The 26,440-nt window shown below is 53.5% G+C and carries 18 protein-coding genes and 1 tRNA gene; 17 read left to right on the top strand and 2 right to left on the bottom strand.

What is annotated here, in order from left to right; all coding sequences use genetic code 11:
* The first annotated feature begins 80 nt into the window (after nt 1-80).
* The 11 genes from BLP53_RS13685 to BLP53_RS10760 all read left to right on the top strand — a co-directional run bounded on the left by BLP53_RS13685 (nt 81) and on the right by BLP53_RS10760 (nt 17,925).
* Nucleotides 81-8,816 (top strand): ESPR-type extended signal peptide-containing protein, encoded by an 8,736-nt coding sequence (locus BLP53_RS13685; RefSeq protein ID WP_176755273.1) that lies wholly within the window; start codon nt 81-83, stop codon nt 8,814-8,816.
* Between the two features lie 364 nt (nt 8,817-9,180).
* Nucleotides 9,181-10,008 (top strand): mechanosensitive ion channel family protein, encoded by an 828-nt coding sequence (locus BLP53_RS10805; protein WP_091472173.1) that lies wholly within the window; start codon nt 9,181-9,183, stop codon nt 10,006-10,008.
* A 190-nt stretch (nt 10,009-10,198) separates the two neighbouring features.
* A tRNA-Gly gene (locus tag BLP53_RS10800) sits at nt 10,199-10,272 on the top strand.
* Between the two features lie 11 nt (nt 10,273-10,283).
* Nucleotides 10,284-11,147, top strand: a complete 864-nt coding sequence (gene thiD, locus BLP53_RS10795) for a bifunctional hydroxymethylpyrimidine kinase/phosphomethylpyrimidine kinase (RefSeq protein ID WP_091472172.1) — start codon at nt 10,284-10,286, stop codon at nt 11,145-11,147.
* On the top strand, nt 11,131-11,757 hold the full coding sequence (thiE, locus tag BLP53_RS10790) for a thiamine phosphate synthase (protein ID WP_091472171.1): 627 nt from the start codon (nt 11,131-11,133) through the stop codon (nt 11,755-11,757). The genes thiD and thiE overlap by 17 nt, the downstream gene beginning before the upstream one ends.
* A gap of 71 nt (nt 11,758-11,828) precedes the next feature.
* Nucleotides 11,829-13,199, top strand: coding sequence for a UDP-N-acetylmuramate:L-alanyl-gamma-D-glutamyl-meso-diaminopimelate ligase (gene mpl / locus BLP53_RS10785; protein WP_091472170.1), 1,371 nt, complete (start codon nt 11,829-11,831; stop codon nt 13,197-13,199).
* 15 nt (nt 13,200-13,214) lie between these two features.
* Nucleotides 13,215-14,156, top strand: a complete 942-nt coding sequence (locus BLP53_RS10780; protein ID WP_091472169.1) for an energy transducer TonB — start codon at nt 13,215-13,217, stop codon at nt 14,154-14,156.
* A 40-nt stretch (nt 14,157-14,196) separates the two neighbouring features.
* Nucleotides 14,197-14,511 carry a (2Fe-2S) ferredoxin domain-containing protein gene (locus BLP53_RS10775; protein WP_091472168.1) on the top strand — a complete coding sequence of 105 codons (315 nt, stop codon included), beginning with the start codon at nt 14,197-14,199 and terminating at the stop codon, nt 14,509-14,511.
* A 12-nt stretch (nt 14,512-14,523) separates the two neighbouring features.
* The gene (locus BLP53_RS10770) at nt 14,524-15,777 is read left to right on the top strand and encodes a transglycosylase domain-containing protein (RefSeq protein WP_091472167.1); all 1,254 of its coding nucleotides are present in this window, start codon (nt 14,524-14,526) and stop codon (nt 15,775-15,777) included.
* Nucleotides 15,778-15,822: 45 nt separating this feature from the next.
* Nucleotides 15,823-16,968 carry a pseudouridine synthase gene (locus tag BLP53_RS10765; RefSeq protein WP_091472166.1) on the top strand — a complete coding sequence of 382 codons (1,146 nt, stop codon included), beginning with the start codon at nt 15,823-15,825 and terminating at the stop codon, nt 16,966-16,968.
* Nucleotides 16,969-17,535: 567 nt separating this feature from the next.
* Nucleotides 17,536-17,925, top strand: a complete 390-nt coding sequence (locus tag BLP53_RS10760) for a YidB family protein (RefSeq protein WP_091472165.1) — start codon at nt 17,536-17,538, stop codon at nt 17,923-17,925.
* Nucleotides 17,926-17,968: 43 nt separating this feature from the next.
* On the opposite strand, the gene pyrE is transcribed toward BLP53_RS10760, so the two are convergent.
* Nucleotides 17,969-18,616: an orotate phosphoribosyltransferase gene (gene pyrE / locus BLP53_RS10755; RefSeq protein ID WP_176755271.1), complete on the bottom strand. Its 648-nt coding sequence runs from the start codon at nt 18,614-18,616 to the stop codon at nt 17,969-17,971.
* Nucleotides 18,617-18,642: 26 nt separating this feature from the next.
* Here pyrE and BLP53_RS10750 point away from each other — a divergent pair, with 26 nt between their 5' ends.
* From BLP53_RS10750 to metW, 6 genes are all read left to right on the top strand, one after another.
* Nucleotides 18,643-19,416, top strand: coding sequence for an exodeoxyribonuclease III (locus BLP53_RS10750; protein WP_091472163.1), 774 nt, complete (start codon nt 18,643-18,645; stop codon nt 19,414-19,416).
* A gap of 540 nt (nt 19,417-19,956) precedes the next feature.
* Nucleotides 19,957-20,805 (top strand): DNA alkylation repair protein, encoded by an 849-nt coding sequence (locus tag BLP53_RS10740; RefSeq protein WP_091472162.1) that lies wholly within the window; start codon nt 19,957-19,959, stop codon nt 20,803-20,805.
* Nucleotides 20,806-20,807: 2 nt separating this feature from the next.
* The gene (prmC, locus tag BLP53_RS10735) at nt 20,808-21,665 is read left to right on the top strand and encodes a peptide chain release factor N(5)-glutamine methyltransferase (RefSeq protein ID WP_091472161.1); all 858 of its coding nucleotides are present in this window, start codon (nt 20,808-20,810) and stop codon (nt 21,663-21,665) included.
* A 45-nt stretch (nt 21,666-21,710) separates the two neighbouring features.
* Nucleotides 21,711-22,499 carry a TIGR01458 family HAD-type hydrolase gene (locus BLP53_RS10730; RefSeq protein ID WP_091472160.1) on the top strand — a complete coding sequence of 263 codons (789 nt, stop codon included), beginning with the start codon at nt 21,711-21,713 and terminating at the stop codon, nt 22,497-22,499.
* 64 nt (nt 22,500-22,563) lie between these two features.
* On the top strand, nt 22,564-23,688 hold the full coding sequence (metX, locus tag BLP53_RS10725; protein WP_091472159.1) for a homoserine O-succinyltransferase MetX: 1,125 nt from the start codon (nt 22,564-22,566) through the stop codon (nt 23,686-23,688).
* Nucleotides 23,688-24,293 (top strand): methionine biosynthesis protein MetW, encoded by a 606-nt coding sequence (metW, locus tag BLP53_RS10720; protein ID WP_091472371.1) that lies wholly within the window; start codon nt 23,688-23,690, stop codon nt 24,291-24,293. Before metX ends, metW begins: the two co-directional genes overlap by 1 nt.
* Here the strand turns inward: metW and BLP53_RS10715 are convergent.
* Entirely contained in the window at nt 24,290-26,197 is a 1,908-nt protein-coding gene (locus BLP53_RS10715; protein WP_245652810.1) for a sigma-54-dependent Fis family transcriptional regulator, read from the bottom strand. The genes metW and BLP53_RS10715 overlap by 4 nt on opposite strands.
* Nucleotides 26,198-26,440: the final 243 nt, after the last annotated feature.

The raw sequence follows: 26,440 nt of genomic DNA, 5'->3' as shown, positions 1-26,440 counted from the left end.
TAAGCGCGGACAAATTGAGAAGTTAGTTGAATAGCATCCGTCCAATGTTGGGGGATGCTATTACTTTCTGGGAGAAGAATATGAAAAGCGCATCGTTAAATCACGTCTATCGTCTGGTATGGAGTAAAGTCAATGAGGCCTGGGTGGCCGTCGCGGAATTCACCGCAGCCCATGGCAAATCCTCATCCGCAGCCCGGTCCGAAGCCGTGGATCACGCGCAGCAGGAAGTAGATAATTCCTTACTCAATCTCTCGTTTAAAACGACCACCAAAGTCAAGCTGGCAATCCTGGCGTCCCTGCAATTACTACTGGCCGGGCAGGTACAGGCGAATCCGACAGGTGCGCAAATTATATACGGTAACAACACCATCACCGTGAACGGCGCCACCATGACGGTTAACCAGCAAAGCCTGCAGTCGGTCATCAACTGGTTGAAATTCAGCATCGACAAAGGTGAAACCGTCAACGTGCTGCAACCAGGCGGTGGTAGTGCGTTGTACCGCGTGGTTGGTAACGACTCCTCCCAGATTTTCGGCCAGTTGAACGCCACCGGCAAACTGTTCCTGGTCAACCCTAACGGCGTACTGTTCGGCCAGGGTTCACACGTAGATGTCGGTAGTTTAGTGGTCAGCACCCACAATATCAGCACCAGCGATTACCTGAACAACAAATTCAACTTTACCTCTCCTGCCAATAGCAATGGTTCCATTATCAACCAGGGTGTAATCAAGGCCGGTAACGAAGGCTATGTTGTCCTGCTGGCCAACCAGATTGAAAACACCGGCACCATCACTGCCAACAACGGCAGCGTGGTGCTCGGTGCCAGCCAGAGCGCTACATTAGATTTTTACGGCAACGGCCTGGTGAAAGCCCGCTTAAGTGGCGATGCCGTGAATGCCGCCATCAACCAGGCAGGCACGATTTCTGCCAATGGCGGCTTTGTGCAACTGGCCACCAATGCTCGTAGTGCTGCTATCAACATGAGTGGCGTGATCGAAGCCAACAGCCTGGTAGAGCGCGATGGCGTGATCCGTCTGGAAGGTGGCGCTGGTTCAACTGTGACTGTTTCAGGCCAACTGGTTGCCAAAGGTGTGGATACCAAAGGTGGCAGTATCCAGGTGACAGGCGAGCAAGTTTCCTTGCTGGGTACAGCCAGCCTTGATGCTTCCGGGTCTACCGGTGGTGGCGAAGTCCTGGTGGGTGGTGATTACCAGGGTAACAATGCCAATGTTTACAACGCACGTACTACTTTTGTGGCGGATGGTGCTTCTATCAAGGCCGATGCAACTGACAATGGCGATGCAGGTAAAGTGATTGTCTGGTCAAACGACACTACACAATTCTATGGTGATATTTCAGCGCAAGGCGGCCAGCAAGGTGGTAACGGCGGTTTTGTAGAGGTTTCCGGTAAGGAAGACCTGTATTTCAATGGCCGGGTTGATACCAGCGCAGCCAACGGTGTGGGTGGTGATGTATTGTTAGACCCAGCTAACATTACTATTGGCACTACTGGTTCAGGTGGCAATATTAACTACAACGACGCTGGTAGTGGCAGCGTCAATACTAATTTGATTAAATCCAGCAATACGACATTGCAGGCGACAAACAATATTACTGTGAGCGCCGCTATCACTATGGATAGTGATAAGAGCATTACCTTGCAAGCTCGCAATGACATTACGGTTAATAACAATATCACAACCAATCGTACTTCCAGCGGCGGCAATATCACCATTCAGGCAGACAGTGACAATAGCGGTGCAGGGACATTGGCTCTTGCCGCTAACCTGACCAGTGGCGGTGGTGATATCACTTTAAGCGGTAACACGATTCAAAATGGTGCCGGTCATTACCAGATCAACAGCAGTGGTAACGAGGGTGGTGAGTCTGCCGGTGCAATTACTATCAGTGCAAAACAAAATGTGGCTTTAGCAAATACAGACCTGCTTGCTAATGGTGCTACCGGTGCGACCGGTGCCACTGGCGCAGCTGGAACGACAGGTTCAACAGGCACAACAGGTTCAGTCGGTTCAGCAGGCGTGGCAGGTGCAGCAGGTCAGAACGGTAGTAATGGCGGCAATGGCGCAAACGGCACCGGCAGCAATGGCAGCACCCGCGATGGTCGTAATGGTACGGATGGAGGTAACGGGCTAGCTGGTGGTGCTGGCGGTGTAGGTGGCCAGGGCGGCACGGGTGGTAACGGTGGCCAGGGCGGTCAAGGTGTCGCGGGCGGCACGGGCGGTAATGGTGGCCAAATCTCTGTATCCAGCACTAATGGCAGTATTGCATTAGGCAATATTGAAGCTAAAGGTGGGCAGGGCGGTACAGGTGGTATAGGTGGTGTTGGGGGCAACGGTGGCCAGGGTGGTCAAGGTGGTGTTGGCGGTGTAGGTGGCCAGGGCGGCACTGGTGGTCAGGGTGGTAATGGCGGTAACGGTGGCAATGGATCGTCGGATAATGATTCTGATGGCGGCAACGGCGGCAAGGGTGGTAATGGTGGTGTAGGCGGCGTCGGCGGTGACGGTGGTGCTGGCGGTACAGGCGGCCAGGGCGGTAATGCCGGAATGGGCGGCGCCGGTGGTGTAGGCGGTAACGGCGGCAATGGCGGTACAGTCCTCATTATGGCGAGCAACGGTAGCGTCAAGGTTGGCACTATTAATACCACGGGTGGTCAAGTGGGTGCCGGTGGCGTTTCTGGACAATCTGGCGCAGCCGGTTTAGCAGGCCTGGGTGGCGTCGGTGGTGCCGGTGGTAAACAAGGCGCTGGCGGTGCTGGTGGTGCTGGCGGGGCCGGTGGCACTGGTGAAGATGATGGTGGTAACGGTGGCGCTGGCGGTATCGGCGGCTTAGGATATGGTGGCGGTGCTGGTGGTGTTGGCGGTGCTGGCGGCAGAGGAAAAGATGGCAACGGTGGCAATGACAGCAACGGTGGCAATGGCGGCAACGGTGGTGCTGGCGGCAACGGTGTAGCAGGTAGTGCGGGTGGCGCTGGCGGTAACGGTGGCATCGGTGGCCAAGGTGATGACGATGGTGGTGACGGCGGTAACGGCGGCCAAGGCGGTGCTGGTGTTGTCGGCGGTAACGGCGGTAATGGTGGCGCCGGTGGTCGAGGTGTAGATGACAACGGTGGTAATGGCGGTAACGGTGGTGCTGGCGGTGCTGGTTTAGTTAACAGTGCTGCTGGTAACGGCGGTAATGGTGGCGCCGGTGGTGCAGGCCATGACGATGGCGGTAACGGCGGTAACGGCGGCAAAGGTGGCGCTGCAAGCACTAATGCAAATCGTGGTGCTGGCGGTGCAGGTGGTGCTCGCGGCTTAGGCGGTGATGATAATGGAAATAGCGGAAGTAATGGAGGCTCAGGTACGGTTAGTGCTCAGCCTAATCCAACCCTTGCCTCTAATGGATTACAAGGCGCAACCGGTCCGTCTGGCCTGGCTGGCAGCTCGACGCCAACACAACAAACGACTGCAGCCAGTGGCGAACATGGTGGCAATGGTGGCGCCGTCACGATTACCTCAAAAGCCAGTGAGACGATCACTATCGGCAATATTGATACTTCTGGTGTAATCGATGGTTCTGGCGGTAACGTTACCTTGAACGGTAATACCGTACTGGCTGACAATACAACGATTAATGCTTCTGGTGCGGGTTCCGCAGCGGGCGGTAATGTTAAGTTCAATGGTAAAGTTGATTCTGAAGGTACAGAAAATAACAGCCTGGCTGTGAATACCAATGGAGTGACTACATTTGGCGGTGCTGTAGGTGGCACTCAAAAACTTTCAAGTCTCACGACAGATGCGCCAGGTAGCACTGCGTTGAATGCCAATGTGACAACGACAGTTGCGCAAACTTACAATGATATGGTGATTGTCGGCGCGAATGTCACGCTAACTTCAGGCAGTGGCACTCAAGCGGCTTCTGCAACTGGAACGTCAGGTAGTGATGTCACTTTCCTGGATACCGTGGATTCATTTATTGCTGCGAATCCACCGGCTGCCGGGGATGTAACATTTAATAGCACGGTTGATTCCAGCACGCATAGTGATTTGACCGTTAACGCATCAGGGACTACGACATTCAACGGTGAAGTCGGTGGAAATCAGGCACTTGGTAACCTGACCACAGATAAAACCGGTAATACAGTCATTAATACCGGACGGATTATCACTAATGGCGATCAGCTATATGGTGACAAGGTTCAGTTGGCGCAAAACGTGACGCTGGCTGCTGGTGCGGGTTCATCGACCACAGCTCAAGCACAGGATGCAAGTCTGAATAAATCACTGATTGTTAACGCAACCGGCAGCACCACTTTTGGTGGCAATGTTGGTGGTCAGCGTGAGCTGGCAAGCCTGACCACAGATGCAGCGGGTAACACCGTGATTAACACCACGGCTGTGAAAACCACTGGTAACCAGACCTACAACGATGCCGTGACTGTTAAACAGAATGCAACGTTAACATCGGGCAATGATGTGACATTTGCAAAAGCGGTGAGTGTAGATGATAGTAAAAACCTGGCAGTGAATGCTGACAATAACATTACTGCACAAGCTAATATCACCAGCAACCGTGCCTCAAATACAGGTGGCGATATCACACTGCATGCAGATCATGATAGTAGTGGTGCTGGCTCACTGGACTTGCAAAGCCTGCAAAGTGGCGGTGGCAATATCGACCTGAGTGGTCAATCCATTGCAGCTAAAGATATCAACAGTAGCGGTAACTCGGCAGAAGCTGGAGGTAATGTAACTGCCAATGCAGAGGGCAATATTGCATTGGGTAATGTGACTGCCAACGCTGGTGCAAACTCTGCAAAAAATGGTGGTGCTGTGACCGTGACCAGCAATGCAGCTGACATCACAGTTGGCGCGATTGAAAGCAAGGGGGCGAATGCTACCGGCTTATTTACTACTGGCGGCAATGGCGGTGAAGTGAAATTGACAGCTAATCAGGTCACTATCCATAACATCACTACAACCGGTGGTAACGGCGGCCTCTTGGGCGCACAGGGCCAAGGTGGTGATGTGACGATCACTGGTGACACGCTGCTGGCGGATAACACTGTGATCAGTGCTTCTGGCTCTAACGGTGGTGATGTGACTTTCGACGGCACAGTGAATGGTGCCAAGAGTCTGGCAGTGAACACCAATGGGACAACGGCTTTCAAAGGCAACGTTGGTAACACCGCAAAACTGTCAAGCCTGACAACAGACGCGGCTGGCAAAACAGTGATTGGTGCTTCCAGCGTTCAAACAACGGGTAGCCAGACCTATAACGACGATGTTGAGATTGGCACCGACACTACATTGACCGCAACCAATGTGAAGTTTGATAAAACCGTTAACTCAGTAAACGGAAATCACTCACTGGCTGTTGATGCCAATGGTACGACCACTTTCAATGGTCAGGTGGGTAACTCAGGTAAGCTGGCAAGCCTGGTCACGGATGCTGATGGTAATACCGTGATTAACACCACTGTTGTGAATACGACGGGCGACCAGACTTATCACGATGCCGTGACTGTTTCAAGAAGCGCAACGCTGACTTCAGGCCATGACGTGACATTCGACAAAACAGTCAATGTGACAGATGCTAACAGCCTGACAGTGAATGCTGGTAACAATATCACTTCAAAAGATGACATCACCAGCAACCGTCTGGTCTTGGGAGGTAACCTCACGCTTAATGCAGGCAATGCGGTGCAGACAAAAAATCTGCAAAGCGGCGGTGGCGATATCAAACTCAGTGGTAAAACCATCAACACTGATAACATCAACAGCAGTGGCACCTTGGAAAATGGCGGTAACGTAACTGCTAATGCATCAGGCGATATTGCACTGGGCACAGTGACTGCTAACGGTAACAACGGCGGTGACGTGGCTGTAACCAGCACTGCTGGCAACATCACAGTTGGTGAGATTGAAAGCAAAGGTGCTAATGCTATATTAGGTTTAGGTAATGGTGGCAATGGCGGTAACGTAACACTATCAGCGATTGCCTCTAACAAGACTGTGACTATCCACAATATCACCACAACCGGTGGTAACAACGGCTTCTTAGGCTCCCAGGGTCAAGGTGGTGATGTGACCATCAACGGCAACACCCTATTAGCAGATAACGTTGTGGTTGATGCTTCTGGTTCCATCCCTGGCAGTCTTGCTAACGGCGGTGATGTGACTTTCAACGGACGGGTTAACTCCAAAAATGGTGCCAAGAGCCTGACCGTGGATACCAATGGCACCACTGCTTTCAACGGTGACGTTGGAACTGCTAATGGCGGTACATTGGCAAGCCTGACCACAGATGCTGCAGGTCGCACTGTGATCAATACCGCTTCAGTCAGAACAAACGGTGACCAGCACTACGGTGATGCAGTAGAAGTTGCGACAAACACTGCACTGACAGCTGGTGTAGGTAACACTACCGGTAATGTCACATTTGACAAAACCGTTGATTCGACAGCGAATGAAAATAATACGCTGACTGTAAATGCAGATGGTGCTACGACATTCAACGGTCAGGTCGGTAATGCGGCCAACGGCCAGTTGGGCAGCCTGACCACTGATGCAGCAGGCCGTACCGTGATCAATACCGATGTTGTGAAAACTGCCAAAAACCAGACTTACAACGATGATGTGGTGGTTGGCGAGAACACCACATTGACTGCTGGTATTGGTAACACAGGCAATGTGACCTTTAACAAAACCGTGAACTCGGCAGCAAGTGGAGATAAAGCACTGACTGTTGATGCCAATGGCACCACCACCTTTAATGGTGTTGTGGGCGGTACACATGAACTGGCTAGCCTGACGACAGATGCCGCTGGCACCACCGTGATTAACACCACGGCTGTGAAAACTTCTGGTGACCAGACTTACAACGATGCTGTGACCGTTTCCAGAAGTGCAACACTGACTTCAGGCCATGACGTTAAATTTGACAGCACTGTTGATGTGGCAGATGCGCGTAATCTGACAGTGAATGCCACAAATAACATCACAGCAAATGCTGCGATTACCAGCAATCGCAACCTTGTTTTTGGCGGTGGTAACCTCACGCTGAATGCAGGCAATGCATTGCAAACGGCAACGCTGCAAAGTGGCGGTGGCGATATCCAGCTCAATGGTGCAACCATTAACACTGGCAATATCAACAGCAGCGGTGTTATTGGCGGTAACGTGACTGCTGATGCATCAGGTGATATCACACTGGGTACAGTGACAGCTAATGGCTTTAATGGTGGCGATGTCACGGTGACCAGTACGACTGGCAACATTGCAGTGGGTGCGATTGAAAGCAAAGGTGCTAATGCTATATTCGGTATAGGTCCTGGTGGCAATGGCGGCAATGTAGCGCTGACAACAGCAGCTAATAACACCGTGACTATTCATAACATCACCACGACAGGTGGCGCTAATGGTGCCTTGGGCTTCCAGGGCAACGGCGGTAATGTGACCATTACTGGTAACACGCTGCTGGCTGCTGATACAACCATTGATGCTTCTGGCTCACCTTCCGTACCTGGCGGCCTGGTTAATGGCGGTGAGGTCACCTTCAACGGTCAGGTTGATTCTGTCAATGGGCAAACCAACAGCCTGACAGTCAATACCAACGGTACAACAACCTTCAACGGTAATGTCGGCTCTGATGCTGCATTGGCAAGCCTGACCACAGACGCAGCAGGTAGCACTGTGATCAACGCTGGAGAAATGAAAACCACCGGTGACCAGACTTACAACGATGACGTGACATTGGCGGCGCCAGTCATCAATATGATAACGACGGCTGATGGCGACATCACATTTGCAAAAACTGTAGTGGCAGGCGCTGGACATGACAAAGTCGTGGTGGATACTGGCAATGGTGGCTTCTTTGCTATCAACGGTATCCCCAGCATAGATGCAAATGGGCATATTGATATTAATAGCCAGAACGACTTTAACAGAGTTGAAATTGTGAAAGCCGGTTTGGTGGCAATTTCTGACAAGAATGACCTGACGCTAGGTAATGCCAATGTCGGGACTCTCCTGGCAGCGGCTGATAAGCTGACACTGGATGGTGCGCTTAACTACGATGGTGCCGGTATCGGTGCCTTGTTAGTGACCAACCAATTGACCGTGACCGGGTTGGGCGCTATTAATGCAGTCGGCAATTCTACTGCCAACTGGTTTATCCTTTCCCAGAACCCTGTACTTGATAGCGGAGAGGAAACATTAGACTACGACTTCAGGCAATATGGGTATAGATTCTCATCCCCAGTCATGGGTTCAGGAAGTGGTCTGCTTTATACCTATACCCCTGGCACAATTGATCTGACTCTGGGTGGCAGCACTACCAAAGTAGTGGATGGCAATACCAGCGTGACCAATCCGCAAACACTGGTATGGACAGCGAGCGGTGGTATCAATGGTGACACGTTTACTATGGATGCAAACGGCGCCACCTACTCATATGACACGCCAGCGGTAGGTACAGGTAAAAACATTACTGCTGTATTTGGCGGTCAGGGCCCTAACCTTTCGGCGCTGGATGAGAACGGTAAACCTGTCTATGGTTACACTTTGAGCCCTCTGCCCCAGGGTGGTACAGTTGGGCTGGGTATCGGTACCATTACCGCAGCGTTGACTGATGCCAGGGGTGCGAGTGCATTCAGTTTCGGTGAAACCCTGGGCTATAACCCGAATGGCGGTAGTAACACGGTCAGCAGTGCCACTGCGGCAGGTAACAATAGTGCGGACTGCCCTGCTTCTGAGTCGGTTAACCAGTTCAGTAAAACAACCGTGATTAACGATGTAACGGATGATTGCCGATAATTTCAGCAATTAATTAAGGCCGGGCACATGCCCGGCTTTTTTTGATGCGGCCGGCATGGTACACCCACTCAGTTGGTGAAAGTCCCCAATACACCCAGCAAGGGGGCGTGTTAGCTAGAGGCAACGGCTACTGAATATCAAGAGAAATAGGGCCAGGGGTGCAAAGACAGCAGAGGCCAGGTGCCGTGTCACTGCTGCCGTGGCCTGGATCTGGCAGCATTCCTTGCAGGCGAGAATTCGCTGGACAGTGGATGTGGATGCGCTGGAACAGGGTTGAAATCTGCCTGTTACTTGCGTATATAATTGTGCATGTGCTTTACGCATGCTAATCAGTCCTTGAATTTTTGTTTATGAAAGAACTTGCATGGATATCCAGAGCGCAGATCAGATCAAAAGTGCAATCATAGAAATTGCATTCCAGTTTGGGCCCAAACTCATCGTAGCTGTCCTCATCATCATTGCAGGCTTCTATGTCGCCCGCTGGGCAGGTCGCATCCTTGGAGCCAACATCAAAGGCTTTCATCTCGAGCCACCGGTAGAACAGCTATTGGTGAGAATACTGAGAATACTGGTACAAGGCCTGTTCGTCATCATGGCTTTGCAGAATCTGGGCGTACAGCTGTTACCGTTACTTGCCGGTCTGGGGGTTGCCGGTGCAGGTATCGCACTCGCCATGCAAGGGGTGCTAGGCAATGTGGTTGCCGGCCTCACTATTATCTTTACCAAACCGTTCAAGGTTGGCGAATATATTTCCATAGTCAGCGAAGAAGGCGTCGTCGAAAATATCAGCCTCTTTACCAGTGTGCTGAGCCATGCCGACAGATCGCATGTCGTCATCCCGAACCGCAAGATTGTCGGCGAGATACTGCATAACTACGGCAAAATCCGCCAGCTTGATCTTGAAGTCCGCGTTTCTTACGACACCGATCTGGATAAAGCCCTGAACGTCATTCAAGCCATACTCAACAGTAACCAGCGCGTGTTAAAAGAGCCGGAAGCCGTTATAAAAGTCGGCGTGCTCGCCTCTTCATCCATCAATATCCTGGTGAAACCATGGGTGAATGTACCGGATTACAATCTGGCTGGCGGCGAGATCAATAAAGCTATCATTGAAAGCTTCCGCCAGTCCGATATAGTGATTCCGTTTCCGCAGCACGAAGTTCGGTTACTGAATAGCGAGAGTGCAAAGTGAATCATGTGTCTATCTGGGGAGCTTCTGCGCAATAACCAGATGATTCTTTGCCGAAGCAGCTAAGGTTGCAATTGAGCAAAAAGAGTGGGAGATAATTTCATGTGTACGACAGGTGCCATAGGGTATTTCCACACCACTTTCCAGCATAGTCATCCAGCCTCACCCAAAATACAGTAAAATGCGGGTTTTAGCGGCTGTAGTTCAATGGTAGAACGCCAGCTTCCCAAGCTTGATACGCGGGTTCGATTCCCGTCAGCCGCTCCAAAGGAATTTTCATGGCCAATACTCCTCCCACCGTTCTTACTTTTGCTGCCACAGACCCCAGTAGCGGAGCGGGCGTGCAGGCAGATATCATGGCGCTGTCCAGCATTGGCTGTTATCCGCTGTCGGTGATTACCGGGGTTACGGTGCAGGATACCGTGGGCGTGGAAAGTGTGATGCCGCTGGATGCAGATTCAATCAACGACCAGGCACGCACTATCCTGGAAGATGTGTCCGTCAGTGCATTCAAGCTTGGCCTGCTTGGCAGTGTGGAGAATGTGGCGGTGATTGCCGAGATCGTGGCTGATTATCCGGATGTACCATTGATTATCGACCCTATCCTGGCTTCAGGCCGTGGGGATGAGCTTTCCAATGAGGAAATGCAGGCAGCGATGTGCGAATTGCTGTTCCCGCAGGCGACGCTGATTACGCCTAACAGCCTGGAGGCGCGACGCCTGGCCTATTATGACGAAGGCGACGAAGTCAAACACAGCTCGCTGGAAGAATGTGCGTTGCGCCTGATCGAGATGGGTAGTGAATACGTGATGATTACAGGTACGCATGAGCGCTCGCATGATGTCGTCAACAGCCTGTATGGCATGCAGATTATTGGCGGCACGCCTGGCTTGATCAAGGATTATCACTGGGAACGTTTGGCTGGCAGCTACCACGGTTCCGGCTGTACGCTGACCAGTGCGATTACTGCCTGCCTGGCGCATGGCCTGAGCATGGAAGAAGCCGTGCATGAAGCGCAGGAATTCACCTGGCAAACCTTGCGTCACGCATTCCGTCCCGGCATGGGCCAGTTTATTCCCGACCGTTTCTTCTGGGCACGCGAATCCGAGGGGCAGGAAAAGGCCAGTGAATTACAGCATTAGCGGGCTTTACCTAGTCACGCCGGATTGTGGTGACACAGATCTGCTGTGTTCCCAGGTACAACAGGCATTGCAAGGCGGTGTTTCCATTGTGCAATACCGGCATAAAACAGCCAGTGAGGCCTTGCGGCTGGAGCAGGCATCTGCGCTGCTAAACCTTTGCCGCCGCGCAAATATCCCTTTACTGATTAATGACCATGTGCCATTGGCTGCTGCTCTGGATGCCGATGGTGTGCATGTCGGGCAGGACGATCACGCGATTGCCGCCGCCAGGGATGTGCTGGGTGCTGGCAAAATCATAGGCGCTTCGTGCTATAACCGGTTTGAGCTGGCTGAACAGGCACAGACTGCCGGTGCGGATTATGTGGCATTTGGTGCCTGCTACCCTTCCCCGACCAAACCACATGCCCTACGTGCCACGGCAGATTTATTCACACAGGCCAGGCAATTGCTTGCCGTACCTGTAGTTGGTATCGGTGGCATTACGTTAGATAACGCGCCGCCGTTAATTGCTGCTGGTGCAGATGCCCTGGCAGTGATCAGTGATATTTTCCAGGCGGCTGATATTGCCGCACGCTGCCGCCAGTACCAGCCCCTGTTTGCAGAAAATTGAATGCAGGCGGCTGCCGTTTTGCCAAAGGTTGTTTGGTAAAATACCCTCATTAAATTGATTCGGTAGATTCTATGCATATTCATATCCTTGGTATTTGCGGTACGTTCATGGGCGGCATCGCGGTGCTGGCCAAAGCTGCCGGGCATCATGTCACTGGCTGTGATGCCAATGTCTACCCGCCCATGAGTACACAGCTGGAAGCGCAAGGCATAGAATTGATTGAAGGCTTTGACCCGGCCCAGACGGCCCTGAATCCTGATATCTATGTGATCGGTAATGTGGTGACGCGCGGCAATCCGCTGATGGAAGAAATTCTCAATCGCGGCCTGCCTTATATTTCCGGCCCGCAATGGCTGGCGGAGCATGTGTTGCAAGGCAAATGGGTACTGGCGGTGGCCGGGACGCATGGCAAGACCACCACGGCTTCCATGCTGGCCTGGGTGCTGGAATATGCTGGCCTGGCGCCGGGTTTCCTGATTGGAGGCGTGCCGGAAAACTTCGGGGTTTCCGCCCGTTTGCCGCAAGCACCTAAACAGGATAGCAAATCCGTTTCGCCTTTTTTTGTGATTGAAGCCGATGAATATGACACAGCGTTCTTCGACAAGCGTTCCAAGTTTGTGCATTACCGGCCACGCACCGCGGTATTGAACAACCTGGAGTTTGACCATGCCGATATTTTTGAAGATTTGCCCGCGATTGAAAAACAGTTCCACCACCTGGTGCGCACCGTGCCGCAACAAGGCCTGGTGGTTGCGAACCAGCAGGAAAGCCTGGATCGCGTGCTGGCACGTGGCTGCTGGAGCGGTCTTGAGCGCATAGACAGTGCCAGTGGCTGGCAGGTGCGGAATGTGGATGCACAAGGCCGCTTCGATGTGTTTTTCAACGGCGAACGCCAGGGTAATGTCAGCTGGGAATTGCTGGGCGAGCACAACCGCAATAATGCGCTGGCGGTGATTGCCGCTGCGCGCCATGTCGGTGTGGCGCCATGCATTGCGATTGAGGCTTTGAGTGAGTTCAAGAACGTCAAGCGCCGTATGGAAATCAAAGGCGTGGTGAATGGCATCACGGTGTATGATGATTTTGCCCATCACCCGACTGCAATCGCGACTACGGTGGCTGGATTGCGCGCCAAAGTGGGTAATGCGCGTATCCTGGCGGTACTGGAGCCACGTTCCAACACCATGAAGCTGGGCGTGATGAAAGATGCTTTGCCGGACAGCCTGCGCGAGGCTGATGCGGTGTTCTGCTATGCCAATCAACTAGGTTGGAATGCCGCTGACGCGCTGGCACCGATGCAGAGCAAAGCGCAAACGTTCGAAGATTTGTCCGGACTGGTGCAGGCCGTTACGCAACTTGCCAAACCTGGTGACCATGTACTGGTCATGAGTAACGGCGGCTTTGGTGGCGTGCACCAGAAACTGTTGCAGGCATTGCAGGCATAAACAGGCGGATGCCCCATGCGTTTCCGTGAACGTTCGCCGCTGGTGTGGGCTTTATGGTTTTCGCTACTGGTGCATATCGTTGTCCTGACGCTGCATTTCCAACCTGAACTCAAAGCGTTTAAAGACCAGATCCCGTCCCTGAATGTGATGCTGGTCAATAGCAAAACCCGGCAGGTCCCGAGCAAGGCCGATGCACTGGCACAGGCGAACCTGGACCGGGGTGGCAATACTGACGAAAAGCGCCAAATGAAAAGCCCGCTACCCAGCGTGCAGAATAGGCCGGCAGCAAACCCTCAGGCAGCGGAAGCCAGCTTGCAGCCGGTCATGCCGGCCAGTCCGCAGGAAGCCGAGTTGTTACGCCATCAGCAGCGCGTGGCACAACTGGAGCAGGAAGCGCAGGCACTCATGACGCAGTTGAAAGCCAGCCAGTCCGTCACCACCTTGCAAACACCGGTGGCGCAAACACCGGCCGTGACCAGGAAAGCAGTGCCTCAAGCAGCCAAACAGCCAGCGCAAACGCCGCAGGACAAGGTGGCCATGCAGGAAATGGTCAAGCTGGAAGCCTTGATTGCCAAGCAGCAGGAAGCGTATGAAACGCGCCCCAAGCGCCAGTTTATCGGCGCGCGTACCCGTGAATACCGTTTTGCCAGTTATGTGGAACAATGGCGGCAGAAAATTGAGCATGTGGGCAACCTGAATTATCCGCAAACGGCCCGTACGCAAAAGCTGTATGGCCAGTTGCAACTGACTGTATCCATCCGGGCTGATGGCAGCATAGAAAGTATCCATGTGCAGCAGAGTTCAGGGCATAAGTTGCTGGATGAATCTGCCCGCCGCATTGTGCAGCTGGCGGCACCGTTCCCGGCCTTTCCTGACGATATCCGGCAGGACACCGATGTATTAAGTATTACCCGGACCTGGACATTCAGCAGGGAAGACCAACTTTCCACCGAATAACGCGTCCCATCCGGTATGACCTTTTGTTAGAAAGCCATTTATGAGCCAGAGCTATTTTCAGTATCATGTCTTTTTCTGCCTGAACCAGCGTGCACCCGGGGAAGACTGCTGCATGAACAAAGGCGCGGAAGCGGCGTTTGACTATATGAAAAAACAGGTCAAGAAACAGGGCCTGGCAGGTGCCGGCAAAGTGCGCGTGAACCGGGCCGGTTGCCTGGATCGCTGCGCTGCCGGCCCGGTCATGGTGGTTTACCCCGATGCCGTGTGGTACACCTTTATCGATGAAAGCGATATTGATGACATTATCGACAGCCACCTGATGCAGGGAAAAATCGTGGAGCGTTTGCTGGTTTAAGGCGCCACCTGCATGCTGCGATTATGGGCTAAACGTCTGCTGATTACACTGCTGGCCGTCATATTGCTGGCAGTCTGCAGCGTACTGGGCTGGATCTGGCAGCCTTTTGACCGGACTGCCTGGCGCGTCAGCCTGCCGGTCGGCAGCGGCATACAGGTCAGGGTGGTCCCTATCCTCATGCTGGCCACCTCCCCTGCCGGCCGCTGGTGGCTGGATCACAAAGGTTTCAGCCTGCACCAGGGTGAAATACGCCTGTATGACGCAGATGGGTTGCGCGTGCATTGCAAAAACTGCGCCTTGCAGGCCAAATCCATCAGTGACCAGCCGGTGGTACTGGCTTCGGTAGAGCTTTGGCTCAAGCTGGACGGTCAGCAACTGAAAGGCTATTTACTGGCGGATGCCGCGCACAAACCGTTCAAAATCTATTTCGATGGCACCGTGACTATGCGCTCATTGCGCTTGCAATGGGCATTGCCTACCACGCCGCTCGCCAGTTTGCTGGAGCCGTTGCGCAGCCATTCCACAACAATCGCACAGGCCCAGGTGACTGGCGTGCTTTCCGCCACCGGCACCTTGCGCTGGCCACGGCAAAGCTGGAGTGCACAGCCGCAACTGGCACAACTGGCGGTGCACGGCCTGGATTTAAGTACCGTGACGACACCGGTGTTGCGTTATGATTGCCCGCTGCTGGATGAGCGGAAACATCCGGAAAAAATGCAATGGATCCCGCATGACAAAATGGGACGCTGGCTGCCCATGGCCGTCATCATCGCCGAAGATGCGGAGTTCCGCCATCATCCCGGTTATGTGCTGGCGCAGATGCAGCAATTGCTGGGCAAGGAAAGTGCAGAGAAAGCCGTGGGTGGCAGCACGCTGACCCAGCAGGTGGTCAAGTATATGTTTACCAATGGCGCTCGTACCTGGCAACGTAAAATCGAAGAATTGCTGTACGCGGTGCAACTGGAAGGCACGCTGGATAAAACACAAATTCTTGACCTGTACCTGAATACGGTCGACTGGGGACCAGGCCTGTGCGGCGCGTACGCAGCCTCCACTTATTATTTTGACAGGCAACCGGCACAACTCAATCCGCTACAGGCGGCCTGGCTGGCAGGGATTATCCGTAATCCGCACCGGGCCTGGAAGCAGCAGTTTATGGCACAGCAGCCGCAACTGGAGCGGGCTGAATCCATTCTGCGCTATATGCCGGAAAGTGCGCGCAAACAGCCGGGCAGCCTGAATTTTCGTGCGCCGGCAGCCAAATAACTTACAATAGCACCTTGTTTATCTTTCATTAGTGAGACGACTGTTTTGTCTACGCTCAAACTCAATAAATCTCCTGCCGCCGCTGACCAGAAACGCCAGAAACCGGTCCGTCCATTATCCCCGGAGCTGCGCGATCGCAGCAAAGCACCCGTGATCAAAGCGCAACAGTCCAGAGAGGCACCGGCGAAAGAATCACGGAGGCAAGATGCAGGTGCCAGGAAAGAGCCGCGCGCGGGTGGCCGGCAGGACGAAGGTACGCAACCACGTGCACCGCGCCAGGAAAAATCCTTTAAAGATAAAAACACGCGGCAGTCCGCTGGTAAACCGGCATATGGAGGTGATCGCGCATTTGCTGCCAGATCAACCCGTAATGAAAGACCGCGTGATCAGGATAGACCGTTTGCTGCAAAAGCAACTACCAGATCTGCCAGCAGGCCAGCACAGCTGGCGGCGGATAGTGATTTGCAGCCACGCCTGTCCAAAGTAATGGCCGACCGCGGCCTGTGCTCACGCCGTGAAGCCGATGACTGGATCGTGAATGGCTGGGTTAAGGTCAATGGCGATATCGTGGAAACTCTGGGTACGCGTATAAACCCGGATGCCGACATTGTGATCAGCACTTATGCCAAAGAGTATCAGGCCGAGAATGTCACTATTTTGCTGCATAAACCGATAGGTTACGTCAGCGGCCAAGCGGAAGATGGCTATGAACCGGCTGTAGTGCTGATTAAACCGGAAAACCAGTGGACAGAAGACCCTACCCAAAAAACATTTCATAGAGGGTTTTTGCACGGCCTGGCACCTGCCGGTCGCCTGGATATTGATTCCACCGGTTTGCTGGTGCTGACGCAGGATGGCCGGATAGCCCGCCATCTGATCGGCGAGGATTCCAGTACGGAAAAAGAATACCTGGTGCGGGTTGAAGGGGAATTGAGTGCGAATGGCCTGGCCAAGTTGAACCATGGTTTGAGCCTGGACGGTGTGCAACTGAAACCGGCCAAGGTTTCCTGGCAGAATGAGGATCAGTTGCGCTTTGTATTGCGCGAGGGCCGTAAACGGCAGATCCGCCGGATGTGTGAGCTGGTGGGGTTGAAAGTGGTGGGGTTGAAACGGATTCGGATTGGGCAGATTGCGTTGGGTAAGTTACCGCCGGGGCAATGGCGGTATTTGGCGGCACATGAGCGGTTTTAATGAGATGAGTGTTATTTAGAAATTTGAGGCGCTGGGTAGGTTTATGTCGCGATTCTTTTCTTCGCTTGCCCAGGCTGCAGTCGCTATTGATTACCTCGCGCATTGATTAGGCGTTTGTTTCGCCTTTACGGCGACCATTCTTTCTTATGCTTGTCCATAAGAAAGAATGCAAAGAACAGGACACCCCAACTTCCGCTTGTTCCCTGCGCTACTCGGTTTGCCGGGCGTCCATCGGAATTCGCCCTGACAAGCAAGCCACACGGAACGTGGCTTGTTGCGGAGCCCAAACAAGCGATGGCCGAAAGCTCCCGTCAATCCTGCGTTGCTCGGCACGGTAGATGGGGTCCTCGAACACCCATCTAGTGCAACCGCTTGCGGATTGAATCAAAGAATTTAGTTTTTGAACCACCCAAACTTCTATGATGTGAGTTTGGTGAGGCAAGCACCAGTAAGTCACTCGCCGAGAGGCGAAAAAGAATATTGATTAAGATAAATAGCGGTTGAAATTTGAACAAGAGTAATCGCTTTGAGTTTAAAGAAATTTAGTTGATAACAGGGAGTGTTGTAATGGGATTATTCGATAGCGTCGCTGGCGCCATGATGAATAAAGTGATGGGGGATACAGGCCCTTTGGCAAAACTGGCTATGGAACTGTTTCAGCAATACGGCGGTTTGCCTGGTATTTTACAAACCCTGCAGAATGGCGGTTTGACTGCACAGGTCGATTCCTGGGTGGGAACGGGCGCAAACCTGAATGTGAATGCGCAGCAAATCGGGACCGCCCTGGGTAGCTCCGTGCTGGCCGGGATAGCGGGAAAGTTGAATATGACCACAGACGAGCTGAGCGGCAAAATTGCCGAACATTTACCGGAGGTGGTGAATCAACTGACGCCAAATGGTGTGGTAGAAAATAACCCGGCACTCATCATGTCCCGGTTAATGGGCATGCTGAAATAAATAAAGTGGGCATTTGCCCGCTTTATTTATGCACTTGCATCCTTTAACGTACGCAATACTGGGTGCGGTATGCTTCAATCGCCGGGAAATATTGCGCCAGTTTCTCGTTATCCTGCAAATAGGCAAACAGGTCGGCCAGCTTGGCAATGCTGACCACCGGCATCCGGTTGGTTTGCTCCACTTCTTGTACTGCAGATAATTCACCCAGCCCCTTTTCCTGGCGATCCAATGCGATACTGACTGCACAAGGGGTTGCACCTGCGTTGCGGATCAGTTCGACGGACTCGCGGATAGAGGTGCCTGCCGAGATCACGTCGTCAATAATCAGCACACGTCCTGTGAGCGGTGCACCGACCAGTGTGCCGCCTTCACCGTGGTCTTTGGCTTCCTTGCGGTTATAAGCATAAGGGTAATTCTTGCCCATGCGCGCAAACGCAATGCTGATGGCTGTGACCAGCGGAATGCCTTTATAAGCCGGGCCAAACAGCATGTCGAATTGCAAACCAGACTGTAGAATGCTGTTGGCGTAAAATTCGCCCAGTTTGAGCATGCTTTCGCCATCATCAAACAGGCCGGCATTGAAAAAATAAGGGCTCAGGCGGCCCGCTTTGGTTTTAAATTCGCCAAAGCGCAACACCTGTTTCTGGATGGAGAAAGCAATAAAATCGGCACTCAGTGCGTTGGCAGTCATTTTTAAAAGCAGAAAGTATTTAAACAATGCGTATTATAACCTTGAACCTCAATGGCATACGGTCAGCCTGTAACAAAGGCTTTTTGCCATGGCTGGCCAATAGTGGCGGTGATATTGTCTGTTTGCAGGAGCTCAAAGCGCAAGCAGGCGATATGCAAGCCGAGATGTTGCAACCGCCCGGCTACCACGGCTATTTTCACTATGCCGAGAAAAAAGGCTACAGCGGCGTGGGCATCTACAGCAAACAACCGGCGGATAAGGTCATTGTCGGGTTGGGACATGCGCATATTGATGCCGAAGGCCGCTACCTGGAGTGCCAGTACGGCAACCTGAGTGTGGTGTCTTTATACCTGCCTAGCGGCTCCAGCGGTGAAGAGCGCCAGCAATTCAAATTCCAGGTCATGGATTTATTCCTGCCGCATCTGGAGCAACTGCTCGCTTCTGGCCGCGAGGTCGTGATTTGCGGTGACTGGAATATTGCGCACCAGGAGATAGACCTCAAGAATTTTAAAGGTAACCGCAAGAACTCGGGCTTTTTGCCGGAAGAGCGCGCCTGGATGACGGATGTGCTAGGGCGTATGGGCTGGGTGGATACCTACCGTGGTTTATACCCCGAGACCACGGACGAATGCTATACCTGGTGGAGCAACCGCGGGCAGGCATGGGCCAAGAATGTGGGGTGGCGGATTGATTACCAGCTGGCGACACCAGCATTAGGCGCAAAAGTGATTGCGGCCAGCGTGTATAAGGCGGAGCGGTTTAGCGACCATGCGCCGTTGACCGTGGATTACGCGGACTGACCACTGTGCCACCCACCGCCGGGCTGGCGGGTGAATTTACTGGTCAGGGAGGCTAAGTTAGGGCGGGCGCAAGAAGATTTGAGGAATGGCTTATTGCTTTTTTAGTAAGTTGTTTTTCTTCGCTTGCGAAGGGTACAGTCGCTATTGATTACCTTGCTGGATTGATTAGGCATTTATTTCGCCTTTGCGGCGACCGTTCTTTCTTATGCTTGTCCCTAAGAAAGAAGGCAAAGAACAGGACACCCCAACTTTCGCTTGTTTCCTGCGTTGCTCGTCAACGTGGATGTCCATTGAAACTCGCCCTGACAAGCCCCACAGAGCGTGGCTTGTTGCGGAGCTCAGACAGGCAATGCCAGTGATGGTGGGTGCCCTCCTCTTTGGTTGCTTTATGAAGGGGCAAGCACCAGAAAGTGACTCGCCTGGAGGCGAAACAAAACGCTGCATAAAACCACAATCACTTCCAACGATGAAACGCTATATTCACACGGCCAAATGTTATGATAGCCAGCTATCATTCCTCGCTAACCCTATCTAGTTGCAATGACCTCATTTCGCCTCCCGGATGCTCCGCGCAGTATCCAGAAAGATAATCCGATCAAGTTCCTGCTGGATAGCGAAGCTGTGGATTGCCTTGCGCACAATATCGCGCTGGTACATGGCAGTTTTGATGCGTCCGCATTCAGGCAGTTAGCACTCACTAATATTGCCCCACTGACGTTTATGGAGCGCTCTGCGCATATTGCCGCAGCATTGAAAGCAACCCTGCCTGCCAAATTCTCCGAGGCAACCGCTATCCTGCTCAATACGCTGACGCCGCCGAATATACATACTGAACGCCTGGGATTAAGCGTGTTTTTCTACCTGCCGCATACGCGGTTTATTGCTGATTATGGCCGCGATGCGCAGCATAATGCAGGCGAAGATCCGTTTGAGGTCGCCATGCGGGCACAATATGAATTAACGCGCCGCTTTACCGCCGAGTTTTCCATCCGCCCGTTTCTGGTGCATGACTTTGACCGCACCTTGAACCAGCTCATGCAATGGCTGGCTGACCCTGACCCGCATGTGCGCCGTTTGTGTTCGGAAGGCTGCCGCCCACGCCTGCCGTGGGGTGCCCGGATTCCGCAACTGGTTCTCGACCCCACACCTGCATTACCGATTCTGGAAGCGTTAAAAAACGACCCCAGCCTGTATGTGCGTCGCAGTGTGGCAAATCACGTGGGCGATATTGCCAAAGACCATCCTGCCCTGGCTTTCAGCTTGTGTGAGCGCTGGCTCACTCATGCTGATAAAGACCTGCAATGGGTGATCCGCCATGCCCTGCGTCACCCCGCCAAACAAGGCAACGCCACAGCCATTGCCTTGCGCAAAGCAGCCGGCGGTAAATAAGCATGCCATTGACATTGCAACAACTATTAATGACCGCCCGCCAGCAACTGGCGCAAGTGCTGCCGCCAGGCGAAGCCCGTAGCGAAGCGCAGCTATTACTGATGCATGTGCTGGCGATCAACCGTGCCTGGCTGATTGCGCATGGCAGTGACGAAGTCACGGCACAACATGCACAGGTGTTTAACCAGCTGGTGCAACGCCGCCTGCAAGGTGAGCCTGTCGCTTATATGCTGGGGTACCGCGAGTTTTTTGGCCTCAGGCTGAAAGTCACGCCAGATACGTTGATTCCGCGCCCGGATACCGAAACGCTGGTAGAGGCTGCGCTGCAAAAAATCAGCGGGGCGATGCGGGTGCTGGATTTAGGTACCGGCACCGGGGCGATTGCCCTGGCGATGGCGCAGCATGCGCCGCAGGCACAGGTAACTGCTGTTGATGCCTCCGTCAAAGCGCTTGCTGTTGCGCGGGAAAATGCGCAGTCTTTGCAGCTAGGCAGCGTTCGGTGCGTGCATAGCGACTGGTTTGAGGCTTTGGCTGGCCAGACATTTGACCTGATTGTAAGCAACCCGCCATATATTGAGGACAGCGACCCGCATCTGGCGCAGGGTGATTTACGTTTCGAACCATATTCTGCACTGGCTTCAGGCGCTGATGGCTTGCAGGATATTGACCGCATCATTGCCAGCGCCCCTACTTATTTGCATACCAAGGGCTGGCTGATGCTGGAGCATGGCTATAACCAGGCGGAGGCCGTGCAACAACGCCTGGCCATGCACGGTTTCCAGGCCGTCGAAACACGCCAGGATTTGGGCGGCAATCCCAGGGTTACGTTAGGACAATGGGACGGCAGCAAACCAGTATGATTCTTGCTTGAGCAGAAGCAAATGTATCCTGGAAAAAAGCACCTTATGACCTCCCGTTCTCATATCAAAGCCGTGCTGTTTGACCTGGATGGCGTCCTGTATATCGGTAAGCAGCTGATTCCCGGCGCACTGGCTGCTGTTGCCCAGCTACGCAAAGCCGGGATTGCCGTGCGCTTTGTCACCAACACCAGCACCCTGTCTTTAGCCTCGTTACAGCAGAAACTGCATGACTTTGGCTTCAATCCGGTGCAGGAAGAGGTGATGAGTGCACCACAGGCGACCATCCAGTATTTAAAAACGCTGCACAATCCTGTCTGCAAATTATTACTGGCGGAAGACGTGAAGCAGGACTTTGCCGGCTTTGCCCAATCGGATACCGCTGCCAATGTGGTGGTGATTGGCGATATCGGCGATGGCTGGACGTATGCGTTACTGAATGAAGTGTTTCATTGCCTGGTGAATGGCGCACAATTGATCGCCATCCACAAGAACCGTTTCTGGCAGACCGAAGCCGGATTGCAAATGGATATAGGTGCGTTTATTACCGGGCTGGAATACGCCAGCAATACGCGCGCCATGCTGATGGGAAAACCTTCGCGCCATTTCTTCAACCTGGCCGTGGATGCCTTGCAGTTGAAGCCTGAAGAAGTCGTGATGGTGGGTGATGATATTGATGCCGATGTCGGTGGTGCCCAGGACGCCGGCCTGCACGGTGTGCTGGTGAAAACCGGCAAGTACCGCGAGACGTATGCCCGGCTTTCTGCCGTGGAGCCGGACGCCGTGCTCGACTCGGTCAGGGAGTTGTCTGGCTGGCTGGGATGCCAGTCTCGTTGAGCCTCCGGGAGGCAAGGGATAGCGCTGTATGCCGTTTCAGCATGCCCCATAGTATAATCACGCCATGTCTGAATCGAACTCTGTCGGGATCGTCAAAGCGCAAACTGCGCATTTTACCGAGCCGCTCACCCTGCAAAGCGGTGCCGTGTTGCCGCAATACCATCTCGCCTATGAAACCTATGGCGAACTGAATGCCAGCAAGTCCAACGCGGTACTGATCTGTCATGCGTTGTCCGGCAACCACCATGTTGCCGGCCGCCATACGCCCGAAGACAAATATCCCGGCTGGTGGGATAACCTGATCGGCCCTGGCAAACCGCTGGATACCAATAAGTTCTTCGTGATTGGCCTCAACAACCTGGGCGGCTGTCATGGCAGCAGCGGGCCTTCCAGTGTGAACCCATTGACTGACCGGCCTTACAGTGCCACCTTCCCGGTAGTGACAGTGGAAGACTGGGTGGAATCGCAGGCACGCCTACTGGATTACCTGGGCGTCGAGCAACTGGCCGCCGTGATTGGTGGCAGCCTGGGTGGTATGCAGGCCCTGCAATGGAGCATTGCTTACCCTGACCGCGTGCGCCATGCTTTTGTGATTGCCTCTGCACCTAATCTGACAGCGCAAAACATCGCCTTTAATGAAGTGGCCCGCCAGGCGATTATCACCGACCCTGAATTTTTTGACGGCGATTACTATAATCACGGCACATTGCCACGCCGCGGCTTGCGCATTGCACGCATGCTGGGCCATATCACCTATTTGTCCGATGATGCGATGGGCGAGAAGTTCGGCCGCAAGTTGCGCCACGGCGAACTCAAATACGGCTTTGACGTCGAGTTCGAAATGGAATCCTACCTGCGTTACCAGGGAGACAAGTTTGCTGGCGAATTTGATGCCAACACCTACTTGCGCATGACCCGTGCGCTGGATTATTTTGACCCGGCCAAAGCTTATGATGGCAACCTGAGCCAGGCACTCAGCCGCGCCAAAGCCAAATTCATGGTGATTTCCTTCACCACTGACTGGCGCTTCTCACCGGCGCGTTCACGCGAAATCGTACAAGCGTTGCTGGATAACGCCTTACCGGTCAAATATGCCGAAGTGACTTCTGCCCACGGCCATGATGCCTTCCTGATGCCTGATCCGCATTACCACAATGTAATGCGTGCCTATCTGGAGCAAATCAAATGATGATGAATACAGAAATTGCAAATATTCGTCCAGATTTTGCATTAATTACAAACTGGGTGCGTACAGATAGCAAAGTGCTGGATCTGGGTTGTGGCGACGGTGGCCTGCTGACCTATCTGCATGACACCCTGAAAACTACCGGCTACGGCATTGAAAAAGACGATGCCAATTGGCTGGAAGCGCTTAAGAACGGTGTAGACGTGATCCAGATGAACCTGGAAGAAGGCCTGTCAGGCTTTGAAGACCAGTCATTTGATACCGTGATCCTGTCGCAAACTTTGCAAGCCATGCACAATACGGAAACCATCGTCAGGGAAATGCTGCGTGTGGGCCGCGAAGCCATTGTGACTTTTCCCAACTTTGGCTACTGGCGCAACCGCCTGCAAATCACGCTGGGCAGCATGCCGGTATCCAAAAGCCTGCCTTACCAATGGTTTGATACGCCTAATGTGCACCTGTGCACCATCCATGACTTTGACCAGTTCTGCCGCGATCATCACATCCAGGTGATTGAACGCAAGGTCATCACCGGCGGCCAGGACGTGCACGTGCTACCCAACCTGATGGGTAACCTGGCCATGTACCGCCTCAAAAGCGCGAACTAGCTTAGGTTGAGTGCTTGCAGGCGCCGATATAGCGTATTGCGGCTCATACCTAATTGACGCGCCACGGCAGAGATATTACCGCCATGTTGCAGCATGGCCTGGCGGATAGCGGCTTCTGATTGCACTTTCAGGCTGGAAACCCCTGGCAAAGACACTGGCAAAACCTGTGGTTCTGTTTCAGCGGAAGCCAGTTCGTCGAGGAAATCATGCGTCAAATGCTGGCGCTCAATCACGCCGCCATCAGCCAGGGCAATTGCTGTGCGTAACACATTATGCAACTGGCGTACATTGCCTGGCCACGGATGCGCCGCAAACACGGCCATGACCTCCTCGCTTAACGCGGCTTGCGGCGCCTGTTCAATCTGCAAAATCATCTGGATCAGGCGGGCCATATCCTGGCGCTGGCGCAAGGCCGGCAGCTGCACGGCCAGGCCATTGATGCGGTAATAGAGGTCACTGCGGAATTCTCCCGCGGCCACTTTATCCTTGAGCTTCTGGTTGGTGGCGCTGAGCAGCATGAAATTCACCGGAATCGACCTGCTGGAACCCAATGGTGTCACGCTGCGCTCCTGCAACACGCGCAGCAACCTTGCCTGCAATGACAACGGCATATCGCCGATTTCGTCCAGGAACAGGGTGCCGCCATCGGCCTGCTGGATCTTGCCGATATTGCCTTTGCGCCTGGCGCCGGTGTAAGCGCCTTCTTCATAGCCAAACAATTCAGCCTCAATCAATCCTTCGGGCAGCGCGGCACAATTCACCGCAATAAATGGCTTGTCCCTGCGCAGGCTGGCATCGTGGATGGCCCGTGAAAATAATTCTTTACCGGCGCCGGTTTCGCCCAGGATCAATAGCGGGATATCACGGTTAAGCACCTGCTTCACCTGGCTGATGGCGGATTTCAATTGCGGGTCACCACTATCCAGCAACTCCAGGCTGGCGGCGGACTCACGCGGCGCAGGCCGTACCGGTTTTCTGGCCAGGCCAGGCGCCTGCATGCTGGATGCACGGGCAAACAGGCGTGCACCATTGCGCAAGCGCAGGGGAAACAACACTTCTGCGGCCAGGCCGCGCTGCTTGAACGCCAGCCAGGGTTCATCAAAAATATCTTCAAATTGCACTTGTCGGGCAGAGAGCACATCCTGGTCCAGCGGCAGGCCAAACTGGAACTGGCCGCTACGGTTAATTGCCTGCAACCGGCCTTGTGCATCAAACAGGGCCACGCCCTCCCACAAGGTGCCGATAAACTCTGGCCGCACATGGAAATGCACGCCGATTTCACCCTCTGCCGTGGCATGAAACAAACGGTTTTCCACCATTTGTGCCGCCATTTTCACCAGTGCCAGCGTATGTTGCTGCGGGGCATTCAAATCATTGGACACATCCAGCGTCGCCACCAGGTGGTTATTGGCTGCAAAAATAGGCACGGCGGAGCAGCTCAGCGAATGGTGATAAGCCATGAAGTGCTCGGCCCCTTGCACGCTGATGGGCAAACGCTCCACCAGGGCCGTACCAATCGCATTGGTGCCGCGGTGCTCTTCGCTCCAGGAGGCCCCCGGCAGTAATGAAGCACGGATTTCGTTTTCATCCACGCCTTCGCCCATGGTGCGCAAAATAACGCCTTCGTTATCGGTCAGAATCACCAGGCTGCGCGTATGGGCAATTTGCTCGCTGAGTGTCGTCATCTCCGGTTCGGCATGCGTCAGCAGCAAGCGGTTCTTTTCCAGGCGCTGTGCCAGTTCTTGTGCGGTAATGATTTGATCTGCGACCGGCGCCTGCTCATCCACCCCTTTGACCATGCAACGTCGCCAGGAGCGCGCAATCGCCTCGGCAATGGCACGCTGGTCATCACGCACGCCAGGCTGCGCTATTTGGGAAGCAGAGGGGGAGTATTTATTGGGCATTTAAAACCGAACACCTGTCACATCGTATTGAACAACTGTACCAGTATGACACAGCCATGAACAGTTCACGCCCGCCGGCAGATTGTCATGCCCGTTTTCATACTTCATTAAGCGATTGATTCTAATCTATTTTTTATTTCTTCCAAAATACTGTTACGGATTGGCACGTGCATTGCAATCTTAGGCAGGCCGTCACAAACGCAGTCTTTGCTGACCGCTTGTAACACCACATATTCCAGCTTC

This window comes from Methylophilus rhizosphaerae, from assembly GCF_900100975.1.
Taxonomy (GTDB): Bacteria; Pseudomonadota; Gammaproteobacteria; order Burkholderiales; family Methylophilaceae; genus Methylophilus; species Methylophilus rhizosphaerae.
This window is presented reverse-complemented; position numbering and strand designations above follow the sequence as displayed.

Bases quoted from the DNA above. Each gene is read 5' to 3' on its own strand.
- mpl (WP_091472170.1), top strand. From the start codon at position 11,829: ATGCATATTCATATCCTTGGTATTTGCGGTACGTTCATGGGCGGCATC.
- prmC (WP_091472161.1), top strand. From the start codon at position 20,808: ATGCCATTGACATTGCAACAACTATTAATGACCGCCCGCCAGCAACTG.
- BLP53_RS10770 (WP_091472167.1), top strand. From the start codon at position 14,524: ATGCTGCGATTATGGGCTAAACGTCTGCTGATTACACTGCTGGCCGTC.
- BLP53_RS10730 (WP_091472160.1), top strand. From the start codon at position 21,711: ATGACCTCCCGTTCTCATATCAAAGCCGTGCTGTTTGACCTGGATGGC.
- BLP53_RS10775 (WP_091472168.1), top strand. From the start codon at position 14,197: ATGAGCCAGAGCTATTTTCAGTATCATGTCTTTTTCTGCCTGAACCAG.
- BLP53_RS10740 (WP_091472162.1), top strand. From the start codon at position 19,957: ATGACCTCATTTCGCCTCCCGGATGCTCCGCGCAGTATCCAGAAAGAT.
- pyrE (WP_176755271.1), bottom strand. From the start codon at position 18,616: ATGACTGCCAACGCACTGAGTGCCGATTTTATTGCTTTCTCCATCCAG.
- BLP53_RS10760 (WP_091472165.1), top strand. From the start codon at position 17,536: ATGGGATTATTCGATAGCGTCGCTGGCGCCATGATGAATAAAGTGATG.
- BLP53_RS10750 (WP_091472163.1), top strand. From the start codon at position 18,643: ATGCGTATTATAACCTTGAACCTCAATGGCATACGGTCAGCCTGTAAC.
- metX (WP_091472159.1), top strand. From the start codon at position 22,564: ATGTCTGAATCGAACTCTGTCGGGATCGTCAAAGCGCAAACTGCGCAT.
- BLP53_RS10805 (WP_091472173.1), top strand. From the start codon at position 9,181: ATGGATATCCAGAGCGCAGATCAGATCAAAAGTGCAATCATAGAAATT.
- BLP53_RS10780 (WP_091472169.1), top strand. From the start codon at position 13,215: ATGCGTTTCCGTGAACGTTCGCCGCTGGTGTGGGCTTTATGGTTTTCG.
- BLP53_RS10715 (WP_245652810.1), bottom strand. From the start codon at position 26,197: ATGCCCAATAAATACTCCCCCTCTGCTTCCCAAATAGCGCAGCCTGGC.
- metW (WP_091472371.1), top strand. From the start codon at position 23,688: ATGATGAATACAGAAATTGCAAATATTCGTCCAGATTTTGCATTAATT.
- BLP53_RS13685 (WP_176755273.1), top strand. From the start codon at position 81: ATGAAAAGCGCATCGTTAAATCACGTCTATCGTCTGGTATGGAGTAAA.
- thiD (WP_091472172.1), top strand. From the start codon at position 10,284: ATGGCCAATACTCCTCCCACCGTTCTTACTTTTGCTGCCACAGACCCC.